Here is a 25,136-nt window from a genome sequence, read left to right as displayed (position 1 = left end):
GTCTGATGGATGCGCGGGCCTTCGCCGCGCCGAAGGGGCTTCGGCCCCGCAGGCGGGTCAAGCCCGCGCATGACGATGGGAATACGCGGAGCCACACATGACCGCCCAGCCGCTGCTCGACGTCCGTGATCTCACGGTCGAATTCTCCACCCGGCGCGGCGTCGTCAAGGCGGTGCAGCATGTCGATATCTCCGTCGCCAAGGGCGAGACGCTCGCGATCGTCGGCGAGTCCGGCTCGGGCAAGTCGGTGACGTCGTATGCGGTGATGCGCATCCTCGATCGCGCCGGGCGCATTGCCGAGGGATCGGTGATGTTCTCCGGCGTCGACGTCAGGGCGGCCGAGGAAAGCGCGATGCGCGATCTGCGCGGGCGCGAGATCTCGATGATCTTTCAGAACCCGCGCGCGGCCCTCAACCCGATCCGCAAGGTGGGCCAGCAGATCGAGGACGTGCTGAAACAGCACGCCCAGGCGGCCGCAACCGATCGCGCCGAGAAGGCCATAGCTGCGCTCGAGCAGGTCAAGATCGCGCGCCCGCGCGAGCGCTACCACGCCTATCCGTTCGAATTGTCCGGCGGCATGTGCCAGCGCGTCGTCATCGCGCTGGCGCTGGCCTGCAACCCGCAGCTCCTGATCGCCGACGAGCCGACCACCGGCCTCGACGTCACCACGCAGAAGGCGGTGATGGACCTGGTCGTCGAGCTCACCAAGAGCCGGGGCATGTCGACGATCCTGATCACGCATGATCTCGGTCTCGCCGCGGCCTATTGCGATCGCGTGGTGGTGATGGAGAAGGGCCGGGTGGTCGAGACCGCCAAGGCCGCCGACATCTTCGCCAACCCGCAGCATCCCTACACGCGCAAGCTGATGCGCGCGACGCCGCGCCTCGGCGTGTCGCTGCGGGATCTGCTGCCGGAGGAGGAGGCGCTGGCGGCGCCTAGTACTCTCTCCGTCATGGCCGGGCTTGACCCGGCCATCCATCCCACTTCGCAGGACTCGCTCCAGGCGATGGACCCCCGGGGCAAGCCCGGGGGTGACGAGCGGAGTGGGGAGAGCGAGCGGAGTGCGGGTAGCGTTCGGCCGCTCCTGCTCGTCGACAAGCTGGTCAAGGAATATCCGCGCCAGGGCGCTACCGCGACACTGTCAAAGCTGTTCGGACGGAGGCCGGCGGTCGAGCCGGAGGTGTTCCGCGCGGTCGACGGCATCAGCTTCACGGTCGGTCATGGCGAGAGCGTTGGCCTGGTCGGCGAATCCGGCTGCGGCAAATCGACCACGTCGATGATGGTGATGCGGCTGCTCGACCAGACGTCGGGCCGCATCAGCTTCGATGGTGAGGAGATCGGCAACATCCTGCCGCAGGCGTTTGCCCGGCTGCCGCTGCGCAGCCGGATCCAGATGGTGTTCCAGGATCCGACCGATAGCCTCAACCCGCGCTTCACCGCAGCGCGCGCCATCGCCGATCCAGTCCTGCAGCTCGGCGATATCAGGGGCCGCGACGCGCTTCGTGCGCGCTGCGAGGAGCTCGCGACCATGGTCGGTCTGCCGCTCAACCTGCTCGACCGCTTCCCGCATCAATTGTCCGGCGGCCAAAAGGCCCGCGTCGGCATCGCGCGCGCCATCGCACTGCACCCGAAGCTCGTCATCCTCGACGAGCCCACGGCGGCGCTCGACGTCTCCGTGCAGGCGGTCGTGCTCAATCTGCTGCAGGACCTCAAGCAGCAGCTAGGTATGAGCTATCTGTTCGTCTCCCATGATTTGAATGTGGTGCGGCTGTTGTGCGATCGTGTGATCGTGATGCGGTCGGGCCGAATCGTCGAGGAGGGCACCTCCGAACGTGTGCTAGGTGATCCGCAGGATGCCTATACGCGGGAGCTGCTGACGGCGATTCCGCACCCGCCATTGCCGGCGCATTGAGCGTGAAAGCTTGAAGGGAAAAGCTGATGGCGGAGCCATTGGACGACTACATCGACGCAGTCGGGCGTGCATTGGCCCTGCCGATCGAGGACGCGTGGCGCCCGGCGATCCGGGCCAATCTCGAGGTCTCGCTGAGGATGGCGAAGCTGGTCGACGAATTCTCCCTGCCTGACGAAGCCGAGCCTGCCAGTGTCTTCACCGCTTAGTTCTCCCGAGATGACCGCGAGCGCCGTCGCCGCCGCGGTCGCCGCCGGCAAGCTCACCGCCGTCGAGGCGACCGACGCCGCGCTGGCGCGGATCATGGCCCGCGATGGTGTGCTCAATTCGTTTACCGACGTCACCGCCGAGCGGGCGCTCGCGAAGGCCCGCGCCGTGGATGCCGACATTGCGGCCGGGAAGCCGGTTGGTCCGCTCGCCGGCGTGCCGTTCGCGGTGAAGAACCTGTTCGATGTCGAGGGGCTGCCGACCCGCGCCGGCTCCAGGATCAACCGCGATCGCACCCCGGCGACACGCGATGCGACGCTGATCGCGCGCATGGAAGCCGCCGGCGCCGTCCTGGTCGGTGCGCTGAACATGGGCGAATACGCCTACGACTTCACCGGCGAGAACGTCCATGACGGTCCGTCGCGCAATCCGCACGATCCGACGCGGATGAGCGGCGGTTCGTCCGGCGGCTCGGGCAGCGCTGTCGGCGGCGGCCTGGTGCCGATTGCGCTCGGCTCCGATACCAACGGCTCGATCCGCGTGCCGTCGTCGTTCTGCGGCATCTTCGGCCTCAAGCCGACCTACGGCCGGCTGTCGCGGGCGCGCTCGTTTCCGTTCGTCATGAGCCTGGATCATCTCGGTCCGTTCGCACGCTCGGTCGAGGATCTCGCGCTCGCCTATGACGTGATGCAGGGGCCAGATGCGGACGACGCCGCGTGCACCGCGCGTGCGCCGGAGCCGGTCTCCGGCCAGCTCTCGCAAGGCATCGGCAGTCTGCGCATCGCCCTTGCCGGAGGGCACTTCCAGACGAATCTGTTTCCTGAAGCCGCCGAAGCGGTCGCTCGTGTCGCGGCTGCGCTAGAGGTCACCGAGGTGGTCGAGGTGCCCGAAGCGGCGCGCGCCCGCGCCGCGGCTTATGTCATCAGCACCACCGAGGGCGCCTCGCTGCATCTCGACCGGCTGCGCACGCGCGCGGGTGATTTCGATCCGGCGGTGCGCGACCGCCTGATGGCGGGTGCGATGATTCCGGCGCCGATGGTGGACCGCGCGCAGAAATTCCGCCGCTGGTATCGCGGCAAGGTGCTCGAACTCTTCAAGTCTGTCGACGTGCTGATCGCGCCCGCAACGCCCTGCGTTGCGCCCAGGCTCGGGCAGGCGACCTTCGTGCTCGACGGCGTCGAGCTGCCGGTGCGCGCCAATATCGGCATTCACACGCAGCCGATCTCGTTCATCGGGCTCCCCGTCGTCGCCGTTCCGATTCCGCTCGAGCCGATGCCCATCGGCGTGCAGATCATCGCGGCGCCCTGGTGCGAACATGTCGCATTGCGTGTGGCCCACGCCTTGCAACAGCTTGGCGTCGCCGCTGCGCCGGCCCCGAGAGGAGTTCTGGAGAATGGAAGTCGATCTGCCTGACGTCGTCGCGGAAGTCACCGCGCAGTTCCAGCGCTATGAACAGGCGCTGGTCCGCAACGACGTCGCCGTGCTCGACGAGCTGTTCAAGCAGGACTCCCGCACGCTGCGCTACGGCATCGGCGAGAACCTCTACGGCTACAGCGAGATCGCGGCGTTTCGCGCCGCGCGCTCGCCGGCTGGACTGATGCGGCGGACCGCGCGCACCGTGATCACCACCTACGGCCGTGACGCTGCGGTTGCCTCGACGCTGTTCTATCGTGACACCGCGCCCGGCAAGGTCGGACGCCAGATGCAGACCTGGGTCCGGTTTCCGGAAGGCTGGAAGATCGTCGCCGCCCATGTCAGCATCATCGACGAAGCAAAGGGCGGCTGAAGATGAGCCTGGACGATCTACCGCCGCGAACGCGCCAGCGGCCCGCCCGCGAGTCCGAGATCAAGCGCATCGACCGCGCGCCGCCCGCGGTCGCGAAGATCACGCGCGCGGAGGAGCTGCGCCTGCAACTCGCCGACGATATCGTGCGCGGCGCGCTGGCGCCGGGGGCGCCGCTGGACGAGACCGAGATCGCCAAGCGCTTCAACGTCTCGCGCACGCCGGTGCGCGAGGCGCTGCGTCAATTGGCGACGTCCGGGCTGATCGAGGCGCGTGCGCATCGCGGCGCCGTCGTGGCGCGGCCCTCGGCCGACCGCCTCACCGGCATGTTCGAGGCGATGGCCGAGCTCGAGGGCCTGTGCGCCGGTCTCGCGGCGCAGCGCATGACGCCGGTCGAGCGGCAGCGGCTGGAAGCCATCCACGAGGAGCTGCGCAATCTCAGCCACGCCGGCAATCCCGAGCGCTTCCACGAGGTGAACGAGCGCTTCCACAACGCGATCTATGCCGGCGCGCACAATGCCTACATCGCCGAGATCACCCTGGCGACGCGGGTGCGGGTGCAGCCGTTTCGCCGCGCTCAGTTCCGCAATCTCGGCCGCCTTGCCAAGTCGCATGCCGAGCACGACCGCGTTGTCGTCGCCATCCTGCGCGGCGACAAGGCCGGCGCGGCGAACGCGATGCGTGCCCATATCGAGCTGGTGCGCGGCGAATACGAGATCTACGCGGTGTCGGTGTAGGTTTTCGTTCGAGCGGTAGGGTGGGCAAAGCAGCCGCCGTTCGGCGGCAGCGTGCCCACCGTCCCACGGCGAGCTGATCACCAGCGGCATGGTGGGCACGGCGCCGCTGCTATCTCGCTCGGCGAGAGCGTGTGAACGCGCCTTTGCCCACCCTACGATTTTGCGCGTGGAGCCGTCAGTCCTTCTGCGCCATATACGCGCGCCAGCCGCCGAACTCGGAGATGTCGCGCGCACCACCGAGCGCGGCGGGCTCGACGAGGAATCCTTTGGCGGTGCGGCCATCCGCCAGCCGGATGGTGCCGATCGACAGTGGCGGCGGGATCAGGTTGACGAATTGGCCGAAGCCGGCGGCCGACAGCGCCCAGATCTCGACCGCCATGGCGCTGCCCTTGCCATCGTCGATGCGCAGCATGCCGGGCTTGGGCGGCGTGGTCGACAGCGCATAGAGCTTGTAGTCCGGCGCGGTGGTCGTCGCCTCGAGCAGACGCCCGCCGAGGCTGGTCAGTTCGTGGTTCAACGCCATGCCCGAGAGATGCGCGCCGACGACGACGATGGCGATCTCGTCGCCATGCAGTGACGGTGACACAGGCGCGAGCGGCGGCAGCGGGATCGACTTGGCGCCGACCGGCAGCGCCGTGTCGGCATGAAAGGCGCGCCCGAGGCTGGCGAGCGCCGCATCGCGCCCGGCCGGCGCGAGCAGCGTGACGCCGAACGGAATGCCGTCGCTGCGCATGGCGGCAGGCACGGCGAGCCCGCAAAGATCGAGCAGGTTGACGAAATTGGTGTAGGTGCCGAGCCGGCTGTTGAGCTCGATCGGGTTGGCGAGCACGTCCGCGGTGGTGTAGGCGGTCGGCGCCGTCGGCAGCACCAGCGCGTCGACGTCTGCGAACGTGCGCTCCGCCACCTTCCGCAGCCCCTGCAGACGATACAGCGCGGCAAACGTGTCGGCCGCGCTGCCGCGCGCGCCGCCGATGGTGATCTCGCGCGTCACTGGATGGATCGCGTCGGGATCGGAGGCGAGAAGATCGCGGATCACGAGATAGCGCTCGGCCACCCACGGGCCTTCGTAAAGCAGCCGCGCGGTCTCATAGAACGGCTCGAGGTCGAATTCGACGAGCTCGGCGCCGAGCTTGGCGAAGCGTGCGGCCGCGGCGGCATAGGCTGCTTCGGCGGCCTTGTCGCCGAAGAAGATCAACTGGCCCGAACGGGGAATGCCGAGCTTCACGCCCTTCGGAAAGGCCGTCACAGCGGCCACGGGGCGGTCGCGCGAAAACGGATCGAGCGGATCGGGCGCTGCCATCACCGACAGCGCCGCGACCGCGTCGTCGACCGTGAGCGAGAACACCGAGATGCAGTCGAGCGTGCGGCACGCCGGCACGAGGCCCGTGGTCGAGATCATGCCCAGACTCGGCTTCAGCCCGACGATGTTGTTGAGCATCGCCGGCACGCGGCCGGAGCCCGCCGTATCCGTTCCGAGCGACAGCGGCACGAGACCGGCCGAGACGGCCACGGCAGAGCCGGAGCTCGATCCGCCCGGCACGAGATCGGCGCGCACCGGGTTCTTCGGAATGCCATAGGGCGAGCGCACGCCGACGAGGCCGGTGGCGAACTGGTCGAGATTGGTCTTGCCGACGATGATCGCGCCGGCCGCGCGCAGCCGCGCCACCGCGGTGGAATCGCGAGATGGCGTGTACGCGAAGGCCGGGCAGGCGGCGGTGGTCGGCAGGCCCGCCACGTCGATGTTGTCCTTCACCGCGACAGGCACGCCGTAGAGCGGCAGCGATCTGTCCTTGTCGGCGAGGGCTTCGGCCTCCGCGAGCGCGTCCTCTTCGCCGCGCAGGCTGATGAAGATGGCGGGGTCGTTGTGCGCGCGAATCCGGGCGTAGTAGCGCGCGATCGTGTCGCTTGGCGCTGTCAGGCCGGCGCGATGGGCGGCGACGATCTCGGCAATGGTCTCGGTCACGCGGCGCTCCGCGTCTCGTCCGAGCCCCGACTCTGGCCTGCCATTCCATTGCGCTCCGCTTCGCCAATCCTGCTGCGAACGTAGCAAGCCATGTGCCATTGTGTACACGGCCGGAATGCCGGCCAGATAAAGGAAAAATCTTGAAAGTCAGTGGGTTGGTGTGACGTCCGACAAGCCGTCGGGCGATCGGACGCGGTAGCCGAAGGCGATTTGCCTAATAGATGAGCAGATTGGGCGCCCCCGCCACCTAGTATCCGCGTCGTTCGGCCTCCCCGCCGGTGATGCGCGCGAGCCGTGCCTCCGTGGCCGAGCCGGCGCCGCGGGCTGACCGGAACGTTGCAGGCGGCGGTCGGCTCACGGTGGCCCCCGACGATGGTGCGTCGTCAGCTCCGCTCGGGAAGAACAGCAGCGCAACGCTCAGGCCGAGATTGATCAGCGCGCCCACCCAGGTGCCGTGATGCGATGACGTCGCCGCGTATTCGGGAAACCGGCCGGCCACCACGTAGTCCAGGACCATGACGGCGATCCAGGCCGGGATCACGCAGACCGGGTCCCAGCCGATGTCGCGAAAGCGCATCGCCTGCAGCATCAGATTCGCAGTCAGGAACAAGCCGATCATCGCGATGATCGGCCAGCTGATCGCCAGAGCGGAGCTCTGCGGGCTCACAGCCGCAAGCCCGACGGCCATCACGATCGCCAGAACGACGAAGACAGCGCCGAGACCGAGCGAGGCGAGGAAATAGTGCAGGCGCCCAAGGCGCATATTGAAACCGAAGATGAATCCCAACATCCGCCTCTCCCGCCTGCCGCCCGATCAGGTCATAGCAGCGCGGGATTTCCGGCCGCCTTCGAGGATGGCTAAAAGTTGAGGCATCACGCAGCGGCGGACGGCGTCGGCAAGTTTATGGTTGCCAAAGCAACTATTCTATGAAACGATCGAGGCCATGAAGAACTACGGTGTGGGATGCCTGCGCCGCAAATCAGGGATGGAAACGTCATGCGCAGCCTGCTCGCCGCAGGCGTGGCCGCTCGCCTGCGCGCGAATTGGTCGCCTGGTCGAACCGCTCAGTCGGTCGGTCGGTCTCGTTGCGTGGAATCAGCTCGCGCCGGTCACGGCGTCGAGGTTGTCGTGGATCCGGCGCAGCAGCGTGATCAGCACTTCCTGCTCGTCCTTGCCGAGGCAGGCCAGCAGGCGCCGCTCGCGCTCGAGCGCGGCGATGATGACCTTGTCGTGGGTCGCGCGGCCCTTGGCGGTGAGCGAGATCGAATGGCTGCGGCCGTCCTCCGGATCGTTGCGGATCGCGATCAGGCCGCGGCCCTTCATCAGCGCCAGGGTGCGGCTGACCGGCCCCTTGTCGAAGCCGATCACGCTGCAGATGCGCGAGGCCGGGATGCCCGGCTCGATCGCCAGCAGCGACATGATCCGCCATTCGGTGACGTTGACGCCGAAATTGCCCTGATAGAACGCTGTGGCGCTGTTCGACAGCTTGTTGGCGATGAAGGTGATGAAGGCCGGCACATAGCGGTCGAGATCGAGCGTGAGGCCGTGCCCCTCAGGCTCGCGCGGCGGTGCTTTGCGCGGCGTCCCGGATTTCTCGCTCATGATCCCCAGCGTCTATGCATCGCCACTCATACGGATAGGAAAAGCCGCATGACAAGGCCAAACTTCGGGAGCTCCGCATGAACCCAACAGGTCTTTCCCCCGCTGCCGGCGGGGCGCCGGCGATCCCGCACCTCGCCATCGACCCGTTCTCGCATGAATTCTTCGACGATCCCTATCCGGCGCATCAGGAGATGCGCGAGGCCGGCCCCGTCGTTCATCTGGACGCATGGAACGTCTACGGCGTCGCCCGCTATGCCGAGGTCTACGCCGTCCTCAACGATCCCCAGACGTTCTGCTCCAGCCGCGGCGTGGGCCTGAGCGACTTCGCCAAGGAAAAGCCGTGGCGGCCGCCGAGCCTGATCCTCGAGGCGGATCCGCCAGCGCATACGCGCACCCGCGCGGTGCTGAGCAAGGTGCTGTCGCCGGCCGTCATGAAGCGGCTGCGCGACGGCTTCATGGCGGCGGCCGAGGCCAGGATCGACGAACTCGTGGCGCGCGGCACCTTCGACGCGATTCCGGATCTCGCCGAAGCCTACCCTTTGTCGGTGTTCCCCGATGCGCTCGGGCTGAAGCCGGAGGGGCGCGGGCATCTCATCCCCTATGCGAGCCTGGTGTTCAACGCCTTCGGGCCGCCGAATGAGCTGCGCCAGCAGGCGATCGAGCGCTCGGCGCCGCATCAGGCCTATGTCACGGAGCAGTGCCAGCGCGACAATCTCGCGCCCGGCGGCTTCGGTTCCTGCATCCACGCCTTCAGTGACAGCGGCGAGATCACGCCGGCCGAGGCGCCATTGCTGGTGCGCTCGCTGCTCTCGGCCGGCCTCGACACCACCGTCTACGGCATCGGCGCCGCGGTGTATTGCCTGGCGCGCTTCCCCGACCAATGGGCGCGGCTGCGCGCCGATCCGTCGCTGGCGCGCAACGCGTTCGAGGAGGCCGTACGTTTCGAAAGCCCGGTGCAGACCTTCTTCCGCACCACCACGCGTGATGTCGAACTCGGCGGCGTCACGATCCCCGAAGGCGAGAAGGTGCTGATGTTCTTAGGTAGCGCCAATCGCGACCCGCGCCGCTGGGAGCAGCCCGACGCCTACGACGTCACCCGAAAAGTCTCCGGCCATGTCGGCTTCGGCTCGGGCATCCACATGTGCGTCGGCCAGCTCGTCGCACGGCTCGAAGGCGAGGCGGTGCTGACGGCGCTTGCGCGCAAGGTCGGGAGCATCACGATGAGCGGCCAGCCGAAGCGCCGCTACAACAACACGCTGCGCGGGCTGGAGAGCCTGCCGGTGACGTTCACTCCAGCCTGCACTCCAGCCTGAGTCATGCCATGACGACGATCACTTTCCTTCACCCCGACAACCGCAGCGAAAGCGTGGAGGCCGAGGACGGCGCCAGCGTCATGCTCGCGGCGCTGACCCACGGCATCGATGGCATCGTCGCCGAATGCGGCGGCAATGCCGTCTGCGCCACCTGCCACGTCTATGTCGACGACGCCTGGACAGCGAGGCTCGATCCGGTCTCCGACGACGAGGATGCGCTGCTCGATGGCACGGCGGCGGAGCGGCTGCCGAACAGCCGCCTGTCCTGCCAGATCAAGGTGCAGCCGGCGCTGGCCGGTCTGGTCGTGCGTATCCCGGACAAGCAGAGCTGACGGCTTCGACAACAATCAAAACAAGCAACACATGGGGAAGGAACACATGAAGCAACTCAGGACCTGTGCGCTCGCGCTGGCCGCATCATTGGGCGTCTCGGCCGGAGCATCCGCCGGCGAGATCTCAGACAACGTCGTGCGCGTGGGCGTGCTCAACGACATCTCCGGCATCTTCCAGGACACCAACGGCATGGGCTCGGTCGAGGCCGCGCGCATGGCGGCGGAGGATTTCAACGGCGGCGGCAAAGGCATCAAGGTCGAGATCGTCTATGCCGATCACCAGAACAAGGCCGATGTCGGCTCGGCGATCACGCGGAAATGGCTCGATGTCGACAAGGTCGATGCCGTCGTCGACGTGCCCAACTCGGCCGTCGGCCTCACGGTCAACGAGCTGCTGCGCAACAGCCGCATGACTTTCCTGGCCTCGTCGACCGCAAGCTCCGATCTCACCGGCAAGGCGTGCTCGCCCAACACCATCCAGTGGGTCAACGACGCCTGGGCGACCGGCAACACCACGGCGGCCGCGATGATGGGCCGTGGCGGCAAGGACTGGTACTTCATCACGGTCAACTACGCGCTCGGCCAGGGCATCGAGGCGGAGGCCACCAACTACATCGAGAAGCACGGCGGCAAGGTGCTGGGCTCGGCGAAGCATCCGCTCGGTACGACGGACTTCGCCTCGTTCCTGCTGCAGGCGCAGGGCTCCAAGGCGAAAGTCATCGGGTTGGCGAACGCTGGCGGCGACACCATCAACGCGGTCAAGCAGGCGTCCGAGTTCGGCATCCAGCAGGGCGGTCAGTCGCTGGTCGCGTTCCTGCTCTTCATCAACGACATCCACGGCATGGGCTTGAAGGCGGCGCAGGGCCTGCAACTGCTCGAAGCGTTCTACTGGGACATGGACGACGACACCCGCGCCTTCGCCAAGCGCTTCGCGGCGCGCCCCGGCATGAACGGCAAGATGCCGAGCGGCAACCAGGCCGGCGTCTATGCCTCGACGCTTGCCTACCTCAATGCGGTTGCGGCCACCGGCAGCGACGATGCCAAGGACGTCGTTCCGCAGATGAAGACGGTGAAGGGCAAGGACAAGCTGTTTGGCGACACCATGATCCGCGCCGACGGCCGCGTGGTGCATCCGATGTATCTGTTCGAGGTGAAGAAGCCGGAGGAGTCGAAATATCCGTACGACTACTATCGTCTGGTCTCGACGATCCCGGCCGAGCAGGCGTTTCGTCCGATCGCTGAAGGTGGTTGCGCGCTGGTGAAGTGACGCTCTTTGCGGGTGCCATGACGAGCATCCCAGCCGGCCGTGTCATGCTGACGCGGCCGGCTTCTGCTGTGCTGCAGTATCCTTAACAAGCACTATAGTTCTTGCCTTTGCCCGTTTCCGGGAATTATGGTGCATGGGCCGATCGCGCGCAGGATGAGCACCGCGCGACGGATGCTGCGGCGAAACGCCGCCGCGGGTCGTGCTGCTGCGTGGCGGCGACGAAACAACGATAAGAACGAATTTGTTTGAGGGGAGGGAAGACCATGAAGAGCTTCTGGCTGGCGAGCGCCGCGGCACTGCTGTTTTCGAGCACGGCCTTTGCCGGCGACACCATCAAGATCGGCTTCGTCTCGACGTTCAGCGGTCCGACCGCCGTGATCGGCAACGACATGCGCAACTCGTTCGAGCTCGCGCTCGACCATCTCGGCCGCAAGATCGACGGCAAGCCGGTCGAGGTGATCTACGAGGACGACCAGCAGAAGCCTGACGTCGGCAAGCAGAAGACCGAGAAGCTGGTGCAGTCCGACAAGGTCGACTTCATCGTCGGCTACATCTGGTCGAACGTGCTCTTGGCCTCGCTGAAGACCGCGGTGGATTCCCAGACCTTCCTGATCTCGGCCAATGCCGGCCCGTCGCAGCTCGCCGGCGAATTGTGCTCGCCTTACGTGTTCTCGACCTCCTGGCAGAACGACCAGACGCCCGCCGCGATGGGCCTCTACATGAACCAGAAGGGCGTCAAGTCGGTGTTCCTGATCGGCCCGAACTATGCCGCCGGCAAGGACATGCTGGCCGGCGTGAAGAGCACCTTCAAGGGCCAGGTCGTCGGCGAGGAATACACGGTGTGGCCGAGCCAGCTCGACTTCTCCGCCGAGCTCTCCAAGGCGCGCGCCTCCGGCGCCGAGTCGATCTTCGTGTTCTATCCAGGTGCGGCCGGCGTGCAGTTCCTCAATCAATACGCGCAGGCCGGGCTCAAGGAGAAGATGCCGCTCTACACCGCCTTCACCGTCGACGAATTGTCGCTGCCGCTGCAGAAGGACAATGCGATCGGCGTGCCCGGCGCCCAGGAATGGGTCAACGACCTGCCGAACGAGCAGAACAAGAAGTTCGTCGCCGACTACCGCAAGAAATACACCGGCCTGCGTCCGACCTATTACGGCGCCCAGGCCTATGACGCGGCCCAGCTGATCAACAGCGCCGTGGTTGCGGTCAAGGGCGACACGTCCAAGAAGGACGCGATGAAGGCCGAGATGGAGAAGGCCAACTTCAAGTCGCTGCGCGGCTCCGTCAAATTCGGCAACAACCACATCCCGATCCAGAACTTCTACCTGCAGGACGTGGTCAAGGACACCGACGGCCAGCTCTCGCTGAAGACGGTCGCCACCATCGTCGAGAACGACCAGGACCGCTTCCACGACAAGTGCCCGATGAAGTGAGCGAAAAGAATTCCGAGCCAGCGGCCGAAACAGGCCTGGAATTTGCTTGAAGCTTAAAACATCTCCGGCCTAAGATCGGGACGGACATGGCGGCAGCGCCTGGAACGGGTTCTGCCGCCGTCTTTTTAAGCGTGAAGTGAGGGGCATGCTTCTCGTCGTCGAACAATTCCTGAACGGGCTGCAGTTCGGACTGCTGCTGTTCCTGCTGGCCGCCGGCCTGACGCTGGTGTTCGGCATCATGGACTTCGTGAACCTCGCCCACGGCTCGCTCTACATGATGGGCGCCTATTTCGCGGCGACGTTCGTGGCCTGGACCGGCAGCTTCGTGCTCGGTGCGGTCATGGCGCTCGGAGCCACGCTTCTGCTCGGCATCGTGCTCGAATTCACGGCACTGCGCCATCTCTATGGGCGTGATCACCTTGACCATGTGCTCGCGACGTTCGGCCTGATCCTCTTCTTCAACGAGGCCGTCCGGCTGATCTGGGGCCCGGCGGGACTGGCGCTGCCGCTGCCGTCCTGGCTCGCCTTCCCGGTCACGATCCTGCCCGGCATCCAATATCCCGCCTATCGGCTCGCCATCATCGTCGTGGCGCTCCTGGTGGCGCTGCTGCTCTATCTCGGGGTGATGCGGACGCGGATCGGCATGCTGATCCGCGCCGGCGCCTCCAACCGCGAGATGATCGGTGCGCTCGGCATCAACATCAAGCTGCTCTATACGCTGGTGTTCGGCCTCGGCGCCGCGCTCGCGGGCCTCGCCGGGCTGATGCAGGCGCCGATCCTGACCGTGCAGATCGGCATGGGCGAGAACATCCTGATCCTTGCCTTCGTCGTGATCGTGATCGGCGGCATCGGCTCGATCCGCGGCGCCTTCATCGCCGCGATCATGATCGGCCTGATCGACACGATGGGCCGCGCCTTCCTGCCAAACCTGTTGCGCCAGGTGCTGAACTCGGCGGCGGCGTCCACGGCGGCACCGGCGATGTCGTCGATGCTGATCTATCTCCTGATGGCGATCGTGCTGGTGGCGCGGCCTGAAGGTCTGTTTCCGGCCAACCGCAGATGAAATCACAGCTCAACGTCTCAAGCCTCGTGGCCGCACTCATCGTGGCCGGCCTGGTGCTGCTGCCGGTCTATTCCAACCTCTCCGGCAACATTTTCATCCTCACGCTGTTCACCCGCATCGTGATCCTGGCGCTGGCGGCCGTCAGCCTCAACCTCATCATGGGCTATGGCGGCATGATGAGCTTCGGCCATGCCGCCTATCTCGGCATCGGCGGCTACGCCGTCGGCATCCTGGCGCAGGAAGGCATCGGCTCCGGCTGGGCGCAGTTCGCGGTGGCGATCGCGGTGTCGGCGCTCTATGCGCTGGTGATCGGTGCGCTTTCCCTGCGCACCCGCGGCGTCTATTTCATCATGATCACGCTGGCTTTCGCGCAGATGGCCTACTACGTCGCGTCCGGCCTCGCCCGTTACGGCGGGGATGATGGGCTCACCGTCTACAAGCGCAGCGATTTCGGTGGCCTGATCAACCTCGGCAACCGCGTGCAGTTCTATTATCTCTGCCTGTTCTGCCTGCTTGCCGTCGTGGTGCTGATCTGGCGCATCGTCAATTCGCGCTTCGGCCTCGTGCTGCAGGGCCTGCGCTCCAACGAGCAGCGCATGCAGGCGATCGGCTTCCCGTCGAAGCGGTACAAGCTGGTGTGCTTCGTCATCGCCGGCATGCTGTGCGGCCTGTCCGGCGCACTGCTTGCCAACAATACCGATTTCGTCAGCCCTGCCGTGATGTACTGGACCCGCTCCGGCGATCTCATGGTGATGGTCATCCTCGGCGGCATGGGCACCCTGATGGGGCCGGTCGTCGGCGCGGTGGTGTTCCTCGTGCTGGAAGAGGTGCTGTCGCAGATCACCGAATATTGGGCGCTGATCATGGGGCCGCTGCTGCTCCTGATCGTGCTGTTCGGCCGCGGCGGCATCATGGGCATGCTCGGGAGGTTGAACCGTGGCTGAGCCGTTGCTTCGCGTCGACAATCTCGTGCGCCGGTTCGGCGGCATCGTCGCCACCGATCACGTCTGCCTGGACGTTGCCAAGGGCGAGATCCACGCCATCATCGGGCCGAACGGCGCCGGCAAGACCACGCTGATCAGCCAGCTCACCGGCCACCTGGCGCCGCATGCGGGGCGCATTTTCTTAGGTGGCCGCGACATCTCGCATTTCCCCGCCTATAAGCGCAGCGCACTGGGGCTGGCGCGTTCGTTCCAGATCACCTCGCTGCTGACCGACTTCACCGCGGCCGACAATGTCGCGCTGGCGGCGCAAGCCCATGACGGCAAGCACTCGTTCCGTTTCTTCGCAGCCGCGCGCAAGGACAAGCCGCTGCGCGCCGCCGCGCACGCCGCGCTGGAGCGCGTCGGTCTCGGCCATCGCGCCGACGTGCTGGTCTCGAAGCTCAGCCATGGCGAGCAGCGCGAGCTGGAGCTCGCGGTCGCGCTCGCGACCAAGCCGCAGCTCCTGCTGCTCGATGAGCCGATGGCCGGCTTGGGGGTGACCGAGTCGCAGCGCATGGTGAAGCTGCTCAATGAGCTGCGCGACGAGGTCTCGATCGTGCTGGTCGAGCACGACATGGAGGCGGTGTTCGCGCTCGCCGACCGCATCTCGGTGCTGGTCTATGGCCGCATCATCGCCTCGGGCAAGCCGGACGAGATCCGGCAGAACGAGGAGGTCAAGCGCGCCTATCTCGGCGATCAGCATGTGGTGGTCGGCCATGGTTGATCTGGGGACAAGCGCCATGCTGCTCGAGGTCGACGGCATCGAGACCTGTTACGGCCTGAGTCAGGTCTTGTTCGGCCTGTCGCTGGCGATCCGTCCCGGCGAGATGGTCTCGCTGATGGGCCGCAACGGCATGGGCAAGACCACCACGATCCGATCGATCATGGGCCTGACCCAGGCGCGCGCCGGCCTGATCCGCTTCAGCGGCCAGGAGACGCGAAAGCTGCCGTCCTACAGGATCGCCCAGCTCGGCATCGGCCTGGTGCCGGAGGGACGGCAGATCTTTCCGAATCTGACCGTCACCGAGAATCTCGTAGCGGCTTCGGCCAACCGGCTCGGCGCGTCCGATCCTTGGACGCTCGACAAGATCCACGCGCTGTTTCCGCGGCTCGCCGAACGCGGCAGCAACATGGGCAACCAGCTCTCCGGCGGCGAGCAGCAGATGCTGGCGATCGGCCGGGCGCTGATGACCAACCCAAAACTCCTCATTCTCGACGAGGCGACCGAGGGGCTGGCGCCGTTGATCCGCGAGGAGATCTGGAACTGCCTGTCGCTGCTGAAATCGCGCGGGCAGTCGATCCTGGTGATCGACAAGAATGTCGAGCATCTGACCCGCATCTGCGACCGCCACTACATCATCGAGCGTGGCCGCACCGTGTGGCACGGCACGTCGGACCAACTGATGGCCGAGCCGGAGCTGCAGCACCGTTATCTCGGTATTTGAGGGCGGCGCGCTGCCGGCGATGACGACGTGGAAGCGGATTGACTCAAATCAAGATCGCGTCGCGCAAGGAGCGTAGATTTCATGGGCGTGCTGACATGCGCTGATTTTTTCCGCATTGAGGCACGGCGTGGACGAGACTATTCTTCAGGGTAGTATTTTGTTTTGCCTTTTTACCAGAGGTTGAGCAAATGCGTGCACCTCATCTCCGAATCGAAGCACCGAAAAAGGCCGCGGCCAGTCTGCGCAGCTTCTGGTCTGCTCATTCCGACCTCGAGACGGCGCTTTGTCTCGCCTTCATGCTGATCGTCGGAGTCATCGTGAAGATGACGCCGCCGCTCTAGGCCTCCGCGCTCATCGCGCGAACGGGATGTACTTCTGGTACTCCTTCGGCACCCGGCTGCGATAGCGCGACGGCACCGTGCCGCTGCGCAGGGAGTCCTCGACTTCCTTGCGCGTGCTGGTCCTCGTTCGCTTCTTCTTCGGTGCGGTCGCCTCGCCGGCGGGCTTGGCGTCGCCGGGCTTCTCGGTCGAAGCGGCCGGCGCGGGAGTGGCTGCGGGGGCAGGGCTCGCGGCGGGAGCCGGTTGCGTCGGCGTATCGGGAGCGGGCGCGCTCTGCGCGAAGGCTGCATCGGCGGCGAAACTGAGAGCCAGAATGATTGCCAATGCGATCCCGGAAGACCTGATCATATCAACGAGACTCCAACCACTGCGACTGACGTGCCGGCCTGATAATGTCGCCCCCGTGCGCCGGACGGTTCATGCTGTCGTTGCATGGCCGGCGTCGGCTGATGCGCCACCTCGCCCAAGAACAATTCTGAGTGCCGGATTTTTGAGCATAGCGTGCCGCCGGTTCCGTTGAATCGCAAGCATTTTTCCCTGGCACGCGGATTGCTCCCCTCGTTGCCTAGAGTTGGCAGCTAGGGTTCCGGTTCTCGGTCGAGAACGCTGGTCCGAGAGCAGCCGCCAGGGGAGAGCCCTGGTGCACGGCGGGATAAAAACCCGGGAGACCTCAGTGGCCGCGCTTGGCAGGCACGAGGTTCTTCATGCCAGTCCGCGGTCAGAAAACCGATGAGGGACTGGACATGTTCAAAGCGCGAAATCTGTTTGTTGCCCTGCTCGCGGCATCGACGCTGGCGACCGCGTCGCTGTCACCAGCGTCAGCCGAGAAGAAGAAGGAATTCAACATCGCCTGGACGATCTATGTCGGCTGGATGCCGTGGCCCTATGCGGCCGAGTCCGGGATCGTCAAGAAGTGGGCCGACAAATACGGCATCACGATCAAGGTCACGCAGATCAACGACTACGTCGAATCGATCAACCAGTATACCGCCGGCAAGTTCGACGGCGTCACCGTCACCAACATGGATGCGCTGACCATCCCCGCTGCCGGCGGCGTCGACACGTCGGCCATCATCATGGGCGACTACTCCAACGGCAATGACGGCGTCGTGCTCAAGAAGGGCAAGACCATGGCCGACATCAAGGGCCAGAAGGTCAACCTCGTCGAGCTCTCGGTGTCGCATTATCTGCTGGCGCGCGGCCTCGAGACCGCGAAGCTGTCCGAGAAGAACATCAAGACGGTCAACACCTCGGACGCCGACATCGTCGCCGCCGCGAAGTCGCCGGACACGACGGCCGTGGTCACCTGGAATCCGCAGCTGCTGGAGGTGAAGGCCGAGCCTGGCGCGACGCTGGTGTTCGACTCCAGCAAGATCCCCGGCGAGATCGAGGATCTCATGGTCGTCAACAGTGCGACGCTCAAGGACAATCCCGAGCTCGGCAAGGCGCTGGTGGGCATCTGGTACGAGACCATCGCGCTGATGAAGGACCAGAGCGAGAAGGGCAAGGCCGCGCGCGAGGCCATGGCCAAGCTGTCGGGCACCGATCTCGCCGGTTTCGAGACCCAGCTCAAGACCACGTTCATGTATTATGAGCCGAAGGACGCGCTCGCCTTCGTGACCGGACCGGAATTGCCGAAGATCATGGATCTCGTGCGCACCTTCTGCTTCGATCACAACCTGCTTGGCGAGAACGTGAAGTCGAAGGACGCGGTCGGCATCTCCACGCCAACGAAGACGCTGGGCGCGGCCGGCAATGTCAAGCTGCGCTTCGATCCGACCTTCATGAAGATGGCCGCCGACGGGAAGCTCTGAGCCGTCTGTCCGCTGCGCAACTCGTGTCACCCCTCACCCTGAGGAGCTTGCGTCAGCAAGCGTCTCGAAGGGTGAGGCCGAGGTGGGCCTCATGGTTCGAGACGGCGCTGCGCGCCTCCTCACCATGAGGAGTTAGGGAGCCATCCATGACGCGTGCGATGAACGTCGTCCCGAACCGGGGCAGCCGGCTGTTGCTGGCGCTGCTGCCGTTCCTGCTGATCGCGCTGATCTACGTGGTGGGGTCGGCGCAGCGGCGTGCGGACAATCCGGACGACAAGCTGCTGCCGCCGGTCTCCGAGATGGTCGCGACCTCGAAGCGGCTCGCGACCGAGCCGGATCGTCGCTCCGGCGACTACGTGCTGTGGTCGGACACGGCCGCGAGCCTGCAGCGGCTCGCGCTCGGGCTCGGCATTGCCGCCGTCATCGGCCTCGTGCTCGGACTCGCCATCGGCTTGCTTCCGATCGCCGGCGCCGGCTTCGACACGCTGATTGCGGTACTGTCGATGATCCCGCCGATGGCGGTGCTGCCGGTTCTGTTCATCGTGTTCGGCCTCGGCGAGCTGTCCAAGGTGGTGCTGATCATCATCGGCGTTACGCCGACCCTGGTGCGCGACCTCTCGCTCGAGGTGCAGAACATGCCGCGCGAGCAGCTGATCAAGGCGCAGACCCTGGGCGCCTCGACCTGGCAGGTCGCGATCCGCGTCGTGCTGCCGCAGATCATGCCGCGGCTGATCCAGGGACTGCGGCTGATGATCGGTCCGGCCTTTCTGTTTCTGATCTCGGCCGAGGCGATCGCCTCCGATGTCGGGCTCGGCTACCGCATCTTCCTGGTCCGGCGCTATCTGTCGATGGACGTGATCCTGCCTTACGTCGTCTGGATCACGCTGCTCGCCTACATCTTCGACTATGCGCTGGTCTGGTTCGGACGGCGCGCCTTTCCCTGGGCCTATGCGCGAGGGAGCCGCTGATGAGCACGCTGTCCTTCCGCAACGTCTGGGTCGAATATGGCAACCAGGTCGTGCTCGAGCGCATCAATCTCGAAATCGCCTCCGGCACCTTCCTGTCGATCGTCGGCCCTTCAGGTGCAGGCAAGAGCACCTTCCTGCGCCTGATCCTCGGCCAGGAGAGGCCGACCCAGGGCGCGGTGCTGCTCGATGGACAGCCGTTTCCGGCCGAGCCGGGGCCGGACCGCGGCATCGTGTTCCAGCGCTACTCGGTGTTCCCGCATCTGACCGTGCTCGGCAACGTGCTGCTCGGCTATGAGCTTGCCGGCAGCCCGTTCACGGCGCGGCTATTCGGGTCGGCGCGCAAGGAGGCGATGGAGAAGAGCCGCGCGCTGATCGAGGCCGTCGGCCTGGCCGAGCATCGCGACAAATATCCGAGCGCGCTGTCCGGCGGCATGCAGCAGCGGCTGGCGATCGCGCAGGCACTGGCGAAGCAGCCGCGCGTGCTGCTGCTCGACGAGCCCTTTGGCGCGCTCGATCCCGGCACCCGTGCGCAGATGCATGGGCTGATCAAGCCGTTGTGGCGCGAGCACAACATGACCATCGTGATGGTCACCCACGATATCAAGGAGGCGTTCGGCCTCGCCACCCGGTTGATCGCGCTCGACCGCCCGCGCAAGGATCCGCAGGCGCCCGAGCGCTTCGGCGCGCGCATCACCTACGACCTCGATCTCACCCGCGACAGCGCCGTGCCGGTGCTCGGATTCATCCGCGCCAGCCTGCAGGCGGCGCAATAGTCAGTTCAAGAAACGTCGAAAGAAACGAAGGAGAGTCTCCATGTCATTCCCACTCATGCGCCGGTCGCACCGCGCCGGATTGCACGCGCAGCGCCGGCTCATGCGGCGTCACCATCCGGACTTCGACAAGATGGCGACGCAAGGCTGGCAGGCGCTGGAGGCCGAGGGCAGGCTGCCGAGCAACGGCTGGCGCAGGGAGAAGCAATGGGCGCTCGACATGGGTTTGCCCGGCGCCGACACGCTGACGGATCGCGAGATCCCGACCTTTGCGCGCGGCGAGCTGCCGCATTTCGCCGGGATCAACACCTTCATGAAGGCGCCGTATGTCGAGAACGTCCGCGACGTCGGCAAATACGACGCCGCGGTGATCGGCATCCCCTTCGATTCCGGCACCACCTATCGGCCCGGCACCCGCTTCGGGCCGCAGGGCATCCGCCGCATCTCGGCGCTGTACACGCCCTACAACTACGAGCTCGGCGTCGACCTGCGCGAGCAGATGACCCTGTGCGATGCCGGCGACGTCTTCACCATCCCCGCCAATCTGGAAAAGAGCTTTGACCAGATCAGCCGCGGCGTCGCGCATGTGTTCTCGTCCGGGGCGCTGCCGATCATGCTCGGCGGCGACCATTCGATCGGCTTCCCCTGCGTTCGCGGCATCGCGCAGTGCACCGACAAGCGCATCGGCATCATCCATTTCGACCGCCACATCGACATCCAGGAGAAGGATCTCGACGAGCGCATGCACACCACGCCCTGGTACTGGGCGACCAACCTGCCGAACGTGTCGCCGACCAATCTTGTGCAGCTCGGCATCGGCGGCTGGCAAGTGCCCCGCGAGGGCGTCGAGGTCGCGCGCAAGCGCAACACCAACGTGCTGACCATCGCCGACATCGAGAAGATCGGCCTGGAGAAGACCGCCGAGATCGCGCTGGAATTGGCCTGGAAGGATGCCGACGCGGTCTACATCTCGTTCGACGTCGACTCCATCGATTGCGGCTTCGTGCCCGGCACCGGCTGGCCGGAGCCCGGCGGCTTCCTGCCGCGCGAGGCGCTGAAGCTGCTCGGCCTCGTCGCCGCCGAGGGCCTGTGCGGGCTCGAAGTGGTCGAGGTCTCGCCGCCCTACGACACCTCGGACATCACCGCGCTGATCGGCGTGCGCGTCGTCGTCGAGGCGCTCGGCTCGATGGTCGCCCACGGCAAGCTCGGCAGCCACAAGTCCATCATCAACAAGCCGGTCAGCTTCTGAGGCTCGCGATGCGTCATCATCACCACCATCATGGCCATCATCATCACGATCATGGCCATGCGCATGATCATGATCACCACCATGACCACGATCACCCCCCGCACGGTCCCGGTCACAACCATCCCCACGGCGGCCGCTCGCCGGTACAGTGGCAGACGCCGCATCAACCGGACGGCGCCAAGCCCGCCGCGGCGGCCGAACCGGATCTCGACAAGGTCGAGGCTGCCTTTGTCGACGGCTTCATCGCCGCGCCGGATCCGACCAGCTTCCTGCGGTTGGCGCGGGTTCCGTTCGAGATCCTGCGCGACGGCACGAGCCTCAAGCTGCTGCGCGTCGAGATCGACGCGCTGACCGATGTCGGCAGCCTGACGCCGCATCTCGGCGGCGGCACCTTCCGCTACGATCCGCTGCCGTCGAACTTCGTCTCACGCCGCCGCCGGTTGCGCTTCGTCTATTTCGATGGCGCCAGCCTCAAGCCGCTCACCTACGCGGAGCTGCGGGAAATGGAATGAGCTTACCGCAGCGGCGTTCGCTTGAGCGCCGCTGCGAGGGCCTCGAAGCGGTCGACGACCTCCGGCAGCACATAGGATCGCACGGTGGACGCCGCTGCGATGCCGATCAGCAGCATGATGACATATTGAGCGGCGAGCAGGAGGGCGACGCGCCGCAGCCATGCCAGCCGCGGCCGGCGCTCGGCAGCGCGAGCGGGGCTCTGCGGCGCATCGGGAGCTGCAAGCAGCAGGTCGTCTCGGTCTCGCGAGACCTCGGACATCAGCTCAGTACCCCGACAGAATCTGTTCGAGGCGGGATTTGAGCCGCTTGTTGGTGCGTTCGCGGTCGCGCAGCGTGCGAGCCCATTCCAGCGAGACGACCTCGCTCTCCTTGTCGAAGGCGAGGCCGGCGCCGGCACCGTCGCGCCACACCATGCGGGCCGGCCGCGACCATCCGCGCCGTTCGATCGTGACGTCGACGCGGTCGGGCAGCAGCACGCTCCCTTCCAACTCGATCTTGATGCCTCGGTTGTTGAAGTTGCGCACGACGCAGGCGAGCGTCGAGCAGCCGGCGTTGAATGTCAGAACGCCGCCATAGTAGACGCGTTGGCGGGCCTCGTTGCGACGGTTGTCCATGACACGTCCTCCAGTCACTTAACGATCTATTAAGCAATCGGAGGGTGTGTGGCCACCATCGGCGGTATGAAAATGACGGCGGTGGTTAACGCATGCCGGGATGTGCCGGCATTGACGTTGCGCGCGTTCACCCTCGCGCAAACATCCTGGCCTCTTTGGCGATGACCGGCTTCACAGCTTCCCCCAGCCGCGCGGCGGCCGCGTCGACCGACAGGCCCGCTGTATCCACGACGGCGTTGGCCCTTGCGTACAGCGGCTCGCGGCTGGCGAGGATGTTGCGCAGCTCGGCCATCGCCGAGCGGTCGTCGGCCATCGGGCGGAGGTCGCCTTGTTTGCGCACGCGCCCCATGTGCTCCTCCGGCTCGGCCTTCAGCCAGATCGTGTAGAACGAGGTCAGGATCAGGTCGAAGGTCACCGGCTCCGAGACGATGCCGCCGCCGGTCGCCAGCACCATCGGCTCCTTGCGCGCGAGCAGCTGCACCAGCGCGGCCTGCTCCATGCGGCGGAAGCCTTCCTGGCCGTAGAGCGCGATGATCTCGGCGACCGATAGCCCGTTCTGCCGCTCGATCTCCTTGTTCAGCTCGACGAAGCTCCAGCCGATCCGCTCCGCCAGCATCTTGCCGAGCGTCGACTTGCCGGCACCGCGCAGGCCGATCAGCGCAATGCCCGAGAACGAACGCCGCAGGGGCGCCGATGCGCCGCCGGCAAGCAGCTCCTTGACCTCGGCGATCTGGCTCGGGCTCGCCTTCTTCAGGAGATCGCGAATGACTGGCCAGTCCGGCGATGGCTCGCCGCCGGGGATGATGTCGTCGAGCGGCGCGTTGATCGCGTTGGCGATGCGGCGCAGCAGCACGATCGAGACATTGCCCTTGCCGCTCTCGAGCTGGGCGATGTAGCGCTCGGAAATCCCGGAGACCTCGGCCAGCACCTTGCGAGACATGCCGGCGAGGCCGCGCATCCGCCGCACCCGCTGGCCCAGCTGGTCGAGGAAATCCGTCTCGGCCGCGGACTGGCCGTCGTCGCGCGGGGCATCGCTGTGTGGCGTCATATCCCTGAGGTACTCTTTTGAGCAGGAAACATAATGCCGGGGAGGATTGACAGCAAGCGATGTTGGTGGCCTTGTATGAATTATAATTCAAAAATCCGGGGAGAATGCCGTGAAGTCGTACAATGCGGTATCGTGGTTGCTTGACCGCAATGTCGAGGCGGGGCGCGGCGACAAGCTCGCCTACACGGACACGGTCTCCGAGCTGAGCTATCGCGGTTTGCAGCAGCAGACCTGCCGCGTCGCCAACATGCTGCGTCGCCTTGGCGTCCGCCGCGAGGAGCGCGTGGCGATGATCATGCTCGATACGGTGGATTTCCCCGCGGTGTTTCTTGGCGCCATGCGCGCGGGCATCGTCCCGGTGCCGCTCAACACGCTGCTGACCTCGGAGCAATACGCCTATGTGCTGGCCGACTGCCGCGCCCGCGTGCTGTTCGTGTCCGAGGCGCTGTATCCGGTGGTGAAGGACATTGTCGGCCGGATGCCGGATCTCGATTGCGTCGTGGTCTCCGGCGCCAATGCCTTCGGCCACAAGCTGCTCACCGAGGAGCTCGCGCGCGAGAGCGATCAGTTCGACACGGTCGCCACCCACGAGGACGAGCCGGCGTTCTGGCTGTATTCGTCGGGCTCGACCGGCATGCCCAAGGGCGTGCGCCATCTGCACGGCAATCTCGCCGCGACGGCGGAGACCTATGCCAGCCAGGTGCTCGGCATCCGCGAGAGCGATGTGTGTCTGTCAGCCGCAAAGCTGTTCTTCGCCTATGGCCTCGGCAATGCGCTGACTTTCCCGCTCTCTGTCGGTGCCACCACGATCCTCAATTCCGAGCGTCCGACGCCGGCGCTGATGTTCAAGCTCCTCAACCGCTACAATCCGACCATCTTCTACGGCGTGCCGACCTTGTTCGCCGCGATGCTGCACGATGAGTCGCTGCGCCATGAGAAGGCCGGCAGCGCTCTGCGCATCTGCACCTCGGCCGGCGAGGCGCTGCCGGAATCGGTCGGCAATGCCTGGAAGGCGCGTTTCGGCGTCGACATTCTCGATGGCGTCGGCTCGACCGAGCTGCTGCACATCTTCCTGTCCAACGTGCCCGGGGACATCAAATACGGCTCATCGGGCCGCCCCGTGCCGGGCTATCAGGTTCGTCTTGTCAACGAGGCCGGTGAGGGCGTGCCGGACGGCGAGGTCGGCGAGATGCTGGTGCATGCGCCGTCCGCCGGCGAGGGCTATTGGAATCAGCGCCACAAGACCCGCTCGACGTTCGAGGGCTATTGGACGCGCACCGGCGACAAATATGTCCGCGACGCCGATGGACGCTACACCTTCTGCGGCCGCTCCGACGACATGTTCAAGGTCTCCGGCATCTGGGTGTCGCCGTTCGAGGTCGAGAGCGCCCTGATTACGCATCCCTCCGTGCTGGAAGCCGCCGTGGTGCCGGAAGCCGATCAGGAAGGCCTGCTGAAGCCGAAGGCCTATGTCGTGCTGCGCCCGAGCGTCGATCGCTCGACCCTGCATGAGGCACTGAAGGAGCACGTCAAGCAGAAGATCGGCCCGTGGAAATATCCGCGCTGGATCGAGGTGGTGGAATCCTTGCCGAAAACCGCAACCGGCAAGATCCAGCGCTTCAAGCTGCGCGAGGGGGCGAACCAATAGTTGGTCTTCCTGCCCGTAAGTAGGCCCTGCTTTTAGTTGTCGTCATGGCCGGGCTTGACCCACGACTGTCCGGTTCAGCTTCCGCATATTGCGAGGCTCAACTGTTGTGGGTTTTTGGCAAGTTGGGGTGGCCCC

General features: G+C 65.8%; 26 protein-coding genes, 1 pseudogene and 1 riboswitch. Of the genes and pseudogenes, 20 read left to right on the top strand and 7 right to left on the bottom strand.

Going from position 1 to position 25,136, the window contains the following annotated elements; genetic code table 11:
• Positions 1-97: 97 nt before the first annotated feature.
• Genes ACQR1X_RS32055 through ACQR1X_RS32035 form a run of 5 tightly spaced genes read left to right on the top strand, consistent with a single transcriptional unit; the run spans position 98 to position 4,636 of the window.
• Positions 98-1,912, top strand: a complete 1,815-nt coding sequence (locus ACQR1X_RS32055) for a dipeptide ABC transporter ATP-binding protein (protein WP_434900322.1) — start codon at positions 98-100, stop codon at positions 1,910-1,912.
• Positions 1,913-1,938: 26 nt separating this feature from the next.
• On the top strand, positions 1,939-2,118 hold the full coding sequence (locus ACQR1X_RS32050; protein WP_315801629.1) for a DUF4089 domain-containing protein: 180 nt from the start codon (positions 1,939-1,941) through the stop codon (positions 2,116-2,118).
• Positions 2,119-2,128: 10 nt separating this feature from the next.
• Positions 2,129-3,529 (top strand): AtzE family amidohydrolase, encoded by a 1,401-nt coding sequence (locus ACQR1X_RS32045; protein WP_434900321.1) that lies wholly within the window; start codon positions 2,129-2,131, stop codon positions 3,527-3,529.
• Positions 3,510-3,902: an oxalurate catabolism protein HpxZ gene (hpxZ, locus tag ACQR1X_RS32040; RefSeq protein WP_315801627.1), complete on the top strand. Its 393-nt coding sequence runs from the start codon at positions 3,510-3,512 to the stop codon at positions 3,900-3,902. The genes ACQR1X_RS32045 and hpxZ overlap by 20 nt, the downstream gene beginning before the upstream one ends.
• Positions 3,903-3,904: 2 nt before the next feature.
• On the top strand, positions 3,905-4,636 hold the full coding sequence (locus ACQR1X_RS32035; RefSeq protein WP_315801626.1) for a GntR family transcriptional regulator: 732 nt from the start codon (positions 3,905-3,907) through the stop codon (positions 4,634-4,636).
• Between the two features lie 175 nt (positions 4,637-4,811).
• Here ACQR1X_RS32035 and atzF read toward each other — a convergent pair whose 3' ends face one another.
• From atzF to ACQR1X_RS32020, 3 genes are all read right to left on the bottom strand, one after another.
• Positions 4,812-6,599 (bottom strand): allophanate hydrolase, encoded by a 1,788-nt coding sequence (gene atzF / locus ACQR1X_RS32030; RefSeq protein ID WP_434900320.1) that lies wholly within the window; start codon positions 6,597-6,599, stop codon positions 4,812-4,814.
• A gap of 247 nt (positions 6,600-6,846) precedes the next feature.
• A complete protein-coding gene (locus ACQR1X_RS32025) occupies positions 6,847-7,389 on the bottom strand; it encodes a DUF805 domain-containing protein (protein ID WP_434900319.1) in 543 nt (180 codons plus the stop codon).
• 306 nt (positions 7,390-7,695) lie between these two features.
• Complete coding sequence (locus ACQR1X_RS32020; RefSeq protein ID WP_434900318.1) at positions 7,696-8,202, bottom strand: MarR family winged helix-turn-helix transcriptional regulator; 507 nt, start codon at positions 8,200-8,202, stop codon at positions 7,696-7,698.
• Positions 8,203-8,279: 77 nt separating this feature from the next.
• On the opposite strand from ACQR1X_RS32020, the gene ACQR1X_RS32015 reads away from it, so the two are divergent.
• From ACQR1X_RS32015 to ACQR1X_RS31975, 9 genes are all read left to right on the top strand, one after another.
• Positions 8,280-9,515, top strand: coding sequence for a cytochrome P450 (locus ACQR1X_RS32015; RefSeq protein WP_434900317.1), 1,236 nt, complete (start codon positions 8,280-8,282; stop codon positions 9,513-9,515).
• A gap of 8 nt (positions 9,516-9,523) precedes the next feature.
• Positions 9,524-9,847 (top strand): 2Fe-2S iron-sulfur cluster-binding protein, encoded by a 324-nt coding sequence (locus ACQR1X_RS32010; RefSeq protein ID WP_315801621.1) that lies wholly within the window; start codon positions 9,524-9,526, stop codon positions 9,845-9,847.
• A gap of 46 nt (positions 9,848-9,893) precedes the next feature.
• Positions 9,894-11,114 (top strand): ABC transporter substrate-binding protein, encoded by a 1,221-nt coding sequence (locus ACQR1X_RS32005; RefSeq protein WP_315801620.1) that lies wholly within the window; start codon positions 9,894-9,896, stop codon positions 11,112-11,114.
• 263 nt (positions 11,115-11,377) lie between these two features.
• Positions 11,378-12,547, top strand: a complete 1,170-nt coding sequence (locus ACQR1X_RS32000) for an ABC transporter substrate-binding protein (protein WP_434900316.1) — start codon at positions 11,378-11,380, stop codon at positions 12,545-12,547.
• A gap of 145 nt (positions 12,548-12,692) precedes the next feature.
• Positions 12,693-13,610 carry a branched-chain amino acid ABC transporter permease gene (locus tag ACQR1X_RS31995; protein WP_315801618.1) on the top strand — a complete coding sequence of 306 codons (918 nt, stop codon included), beginning with the start codon at positions 12,693-12,695 and terminating at the stop codon, positions 13,608-13,610.
• Complete coding sequence (locus tag ACQR1X_RS31990) at positions 13,607-14,554, top strand: branched-chain amino acid ABC transporter permease (protein WP_434874030.1); 948 nt, start codon at positions 13,607-13,609, stop codon at positions 14,552-14,554. Before ACQR1X_RS31995 ends, ACQR1X_RS31990 begins: the two co-directional genes overlap by 4 nt.
• Positions 14,547-15,317, top strand: a complete 771-nt coding sequence (locus ACQR1X_RS31985) for an ABC transporter ATP-binding protein (protein ID WP_434838128.1) — start codon at positions 14,547-14,549, stop codon at positions 15,315-15,317. The genes ACQR1X_RS31990 and ACQR1X_RS31985 overlap by 8 nt, the downstream gene beginning before the upstream one ends.
• A 16-nt stretch (positions 15,318-15,333) precedes the next feature.
• Positions 15,334-16,038: an ABC transporter ATP-binding protein gene (locus ACQR1X_RS31980; protein WP_315801771.1), complete on the top strand. Its 705-nt coding sequence runs from the start codon at positions 15,334-15,336 to the stop codon at positions 16,036-16,038.
• A gap of 188 nt (positions 16,039-16,226) precedes the next feature.
• The gene (locus ACQR1X_RS31975; protein WP_434900315.1) at positions 16,227-16,379 is read left to right on the top strand and encodes a transporter; all 153 of its coding nucleotides are present in this window, start codon (positions 16,227-16,229) and stop codon (positions 16,377-16,379) included.
• Positions 16,380-16,389: 10 nt separating this feature from the next.
• On the opposite strand, the gene ACQR1X_RS31970 is transcribed toward ACQR1X_RS31975, so the two are convergent.
• Positions 16,390-16,725: a hypothetical protein gene (locus ACQR1X_RS31970; RefSeq protein ID WP_434900314.1), complete on the bottom strand. Its 336-nt coding sequence runs from the start codon at positions 16,723-16,725 to the stop codon at positions 16,390-16,392.
• 219 nt (positions 16,726-16,944) lie between these two features.
• A riboswitch (guanidine-I (ykkC/yxkD leader) is annotated at positions 16,945-17,046 on the top strand.
• A 74-nt stretch (positions 17,047-17,120) separates the two neighbouring features.
• Between ACQR1X_RS31970 and ACQR1X_RS31965 the strand changes: the two genes are divergently transcribed.
• From ACQR1X_RS31965 to ACQR1X_RS31945, 5 genes and pseudogenes are all read left to right on the top strand, one after another.
• The gene (locus ACQR1X_RS31965; RefSeq protein WP_434882503.1) at positions 17,121-18,191 is read left to right on the top strand and encodes a putative urea ABC transporter substrate-binding protein; all 1,071 of its coding nucleotides are present in this window, start codon (positions 17,121-17,123) and stop codon (positions 18,189-18,191) included.
• A 146-nt stretch (positions 18,192-18,337) separates the two neighbouring features.
• Positions 18,338-19,159, top strand: a complete 822-nt coding sequence (locus ACQR1X_RS31960; protein WP_434900313.1) for an ABC transporter permease — start codon at positions 18,338-18,340, stop codon at positions 19,157-19,159.
• The gene (locus ACQR1X_RS31955; RefSeq protein ID WP_315801611.1) at positions 19,159-19,932 is read left to right on the top strand and encodes an ABC transporter ATP-binding protein; all 774 of its coding nucleotides are present in this window, start codon (positions 19,159-19,161) and stop codon (positions 19,930-19,932) included. Before ACQR1X_RS31960 ends, ACQR1X_RS31955 begins: the two co-directional genes overlap by 1 nt.
• A gap of 40 nt (positions 19,933-19,972) precedes the next feature.
• Positions 19,973-21,178: an arginase family protein gene (locus ACQR1X_RS31950; RefSeq protein WP_315801610.1), complete on the top strand. Its 1,206-nt coding sequence runs from the start codon at positions 19,973-19,975 to the stop codon at positions 21,176-21,178.
• A 143-nt stretch (positions 21,179-21,321) separates the two neighbouring features.
• A pseudogene (locus tag ACQR1X_RS31945) lies at positions 21,322-21,690 on the top strand (hypothetical protein); the annotation flags it as partial.
• Between the two features lie 2 nt (positions 21,691-21,692).
• Here the strand turns inward: ACQR1X_RS31945 and ACQR1X_RS31940 are convergent.
• The 3 genes from ACQR1X_RS31940 to ACQR1X_RS31930 form a co-directional block, all read right to left on the bottom strand.
• A complete protein-coding gene (locus ACQR1X_RS31940) occupies positions 21,693-21,950 on the bottom strand; it encodes a hypothetical protein (protein ID WP_434900312.1) in 258 nt (85 codons plus the stop codon).
• 4 nt (positions 21,951-21,954) lie between these two features.
• The gene (locus ACQR1X_RS31935; RefSeq protein WP_315801608.1) at positions 21,955-22,305 is read right to left on the bottom strand and encodes a PilZ domain-containing protein; all 351 of its coding nucleotides are present in this window, start codon (positions 22,303-22,305) and stop codon (positions 21,955-21,957) included.
• Positions 22,306-22,432: 127 nt separating this feature from the next.
• The gene (locus ACQR1X_RS31930) at positions 22,433-23,353 is read right to left on the bottom strand and encodes a helix-turn-helix transcriptional regulator (RefSeq protein ID WP_316218744.1); all 921 of its coding nucleotides are present in this window, start codon (positions 23,351-23,353) and stop codon (positions 22,433-22,435) included.
• 109 nt (positions 23,354-23,462) lie between these two features.
• On the opposite strand from ACQR1X_RS31930, the gene ACQR1X_RS31925 reads away from it, so the two are divergent.
• Positions 23,463-25,001: a benzoate-CoA ligase family protein gene (locus ACQR1X_RS31925; protein ID WP_434900311.1), complete on the top strand. Its 1,539-nt coding sequence runs from the start codon at positions 23,463-23,465 to the stop codon at positions 24,999-25,001.
• Positions 25,002-25,136 lie beyond the last annotated feature (135 nt).

Origin of the sequence: Bradyrhizobium sp. HKCCYLRH3073 (assembly GCF_051167995.1) — a bacterium.
GTDB lineage: Bacteria > Pseudomonadota > Alphaproteobacteria > Rhizobiales > Xanthobacteraceae > Bradyrhizobium.
This window is presented reverse-complemented; position numbering and strand designations above follow the sequence as displayed.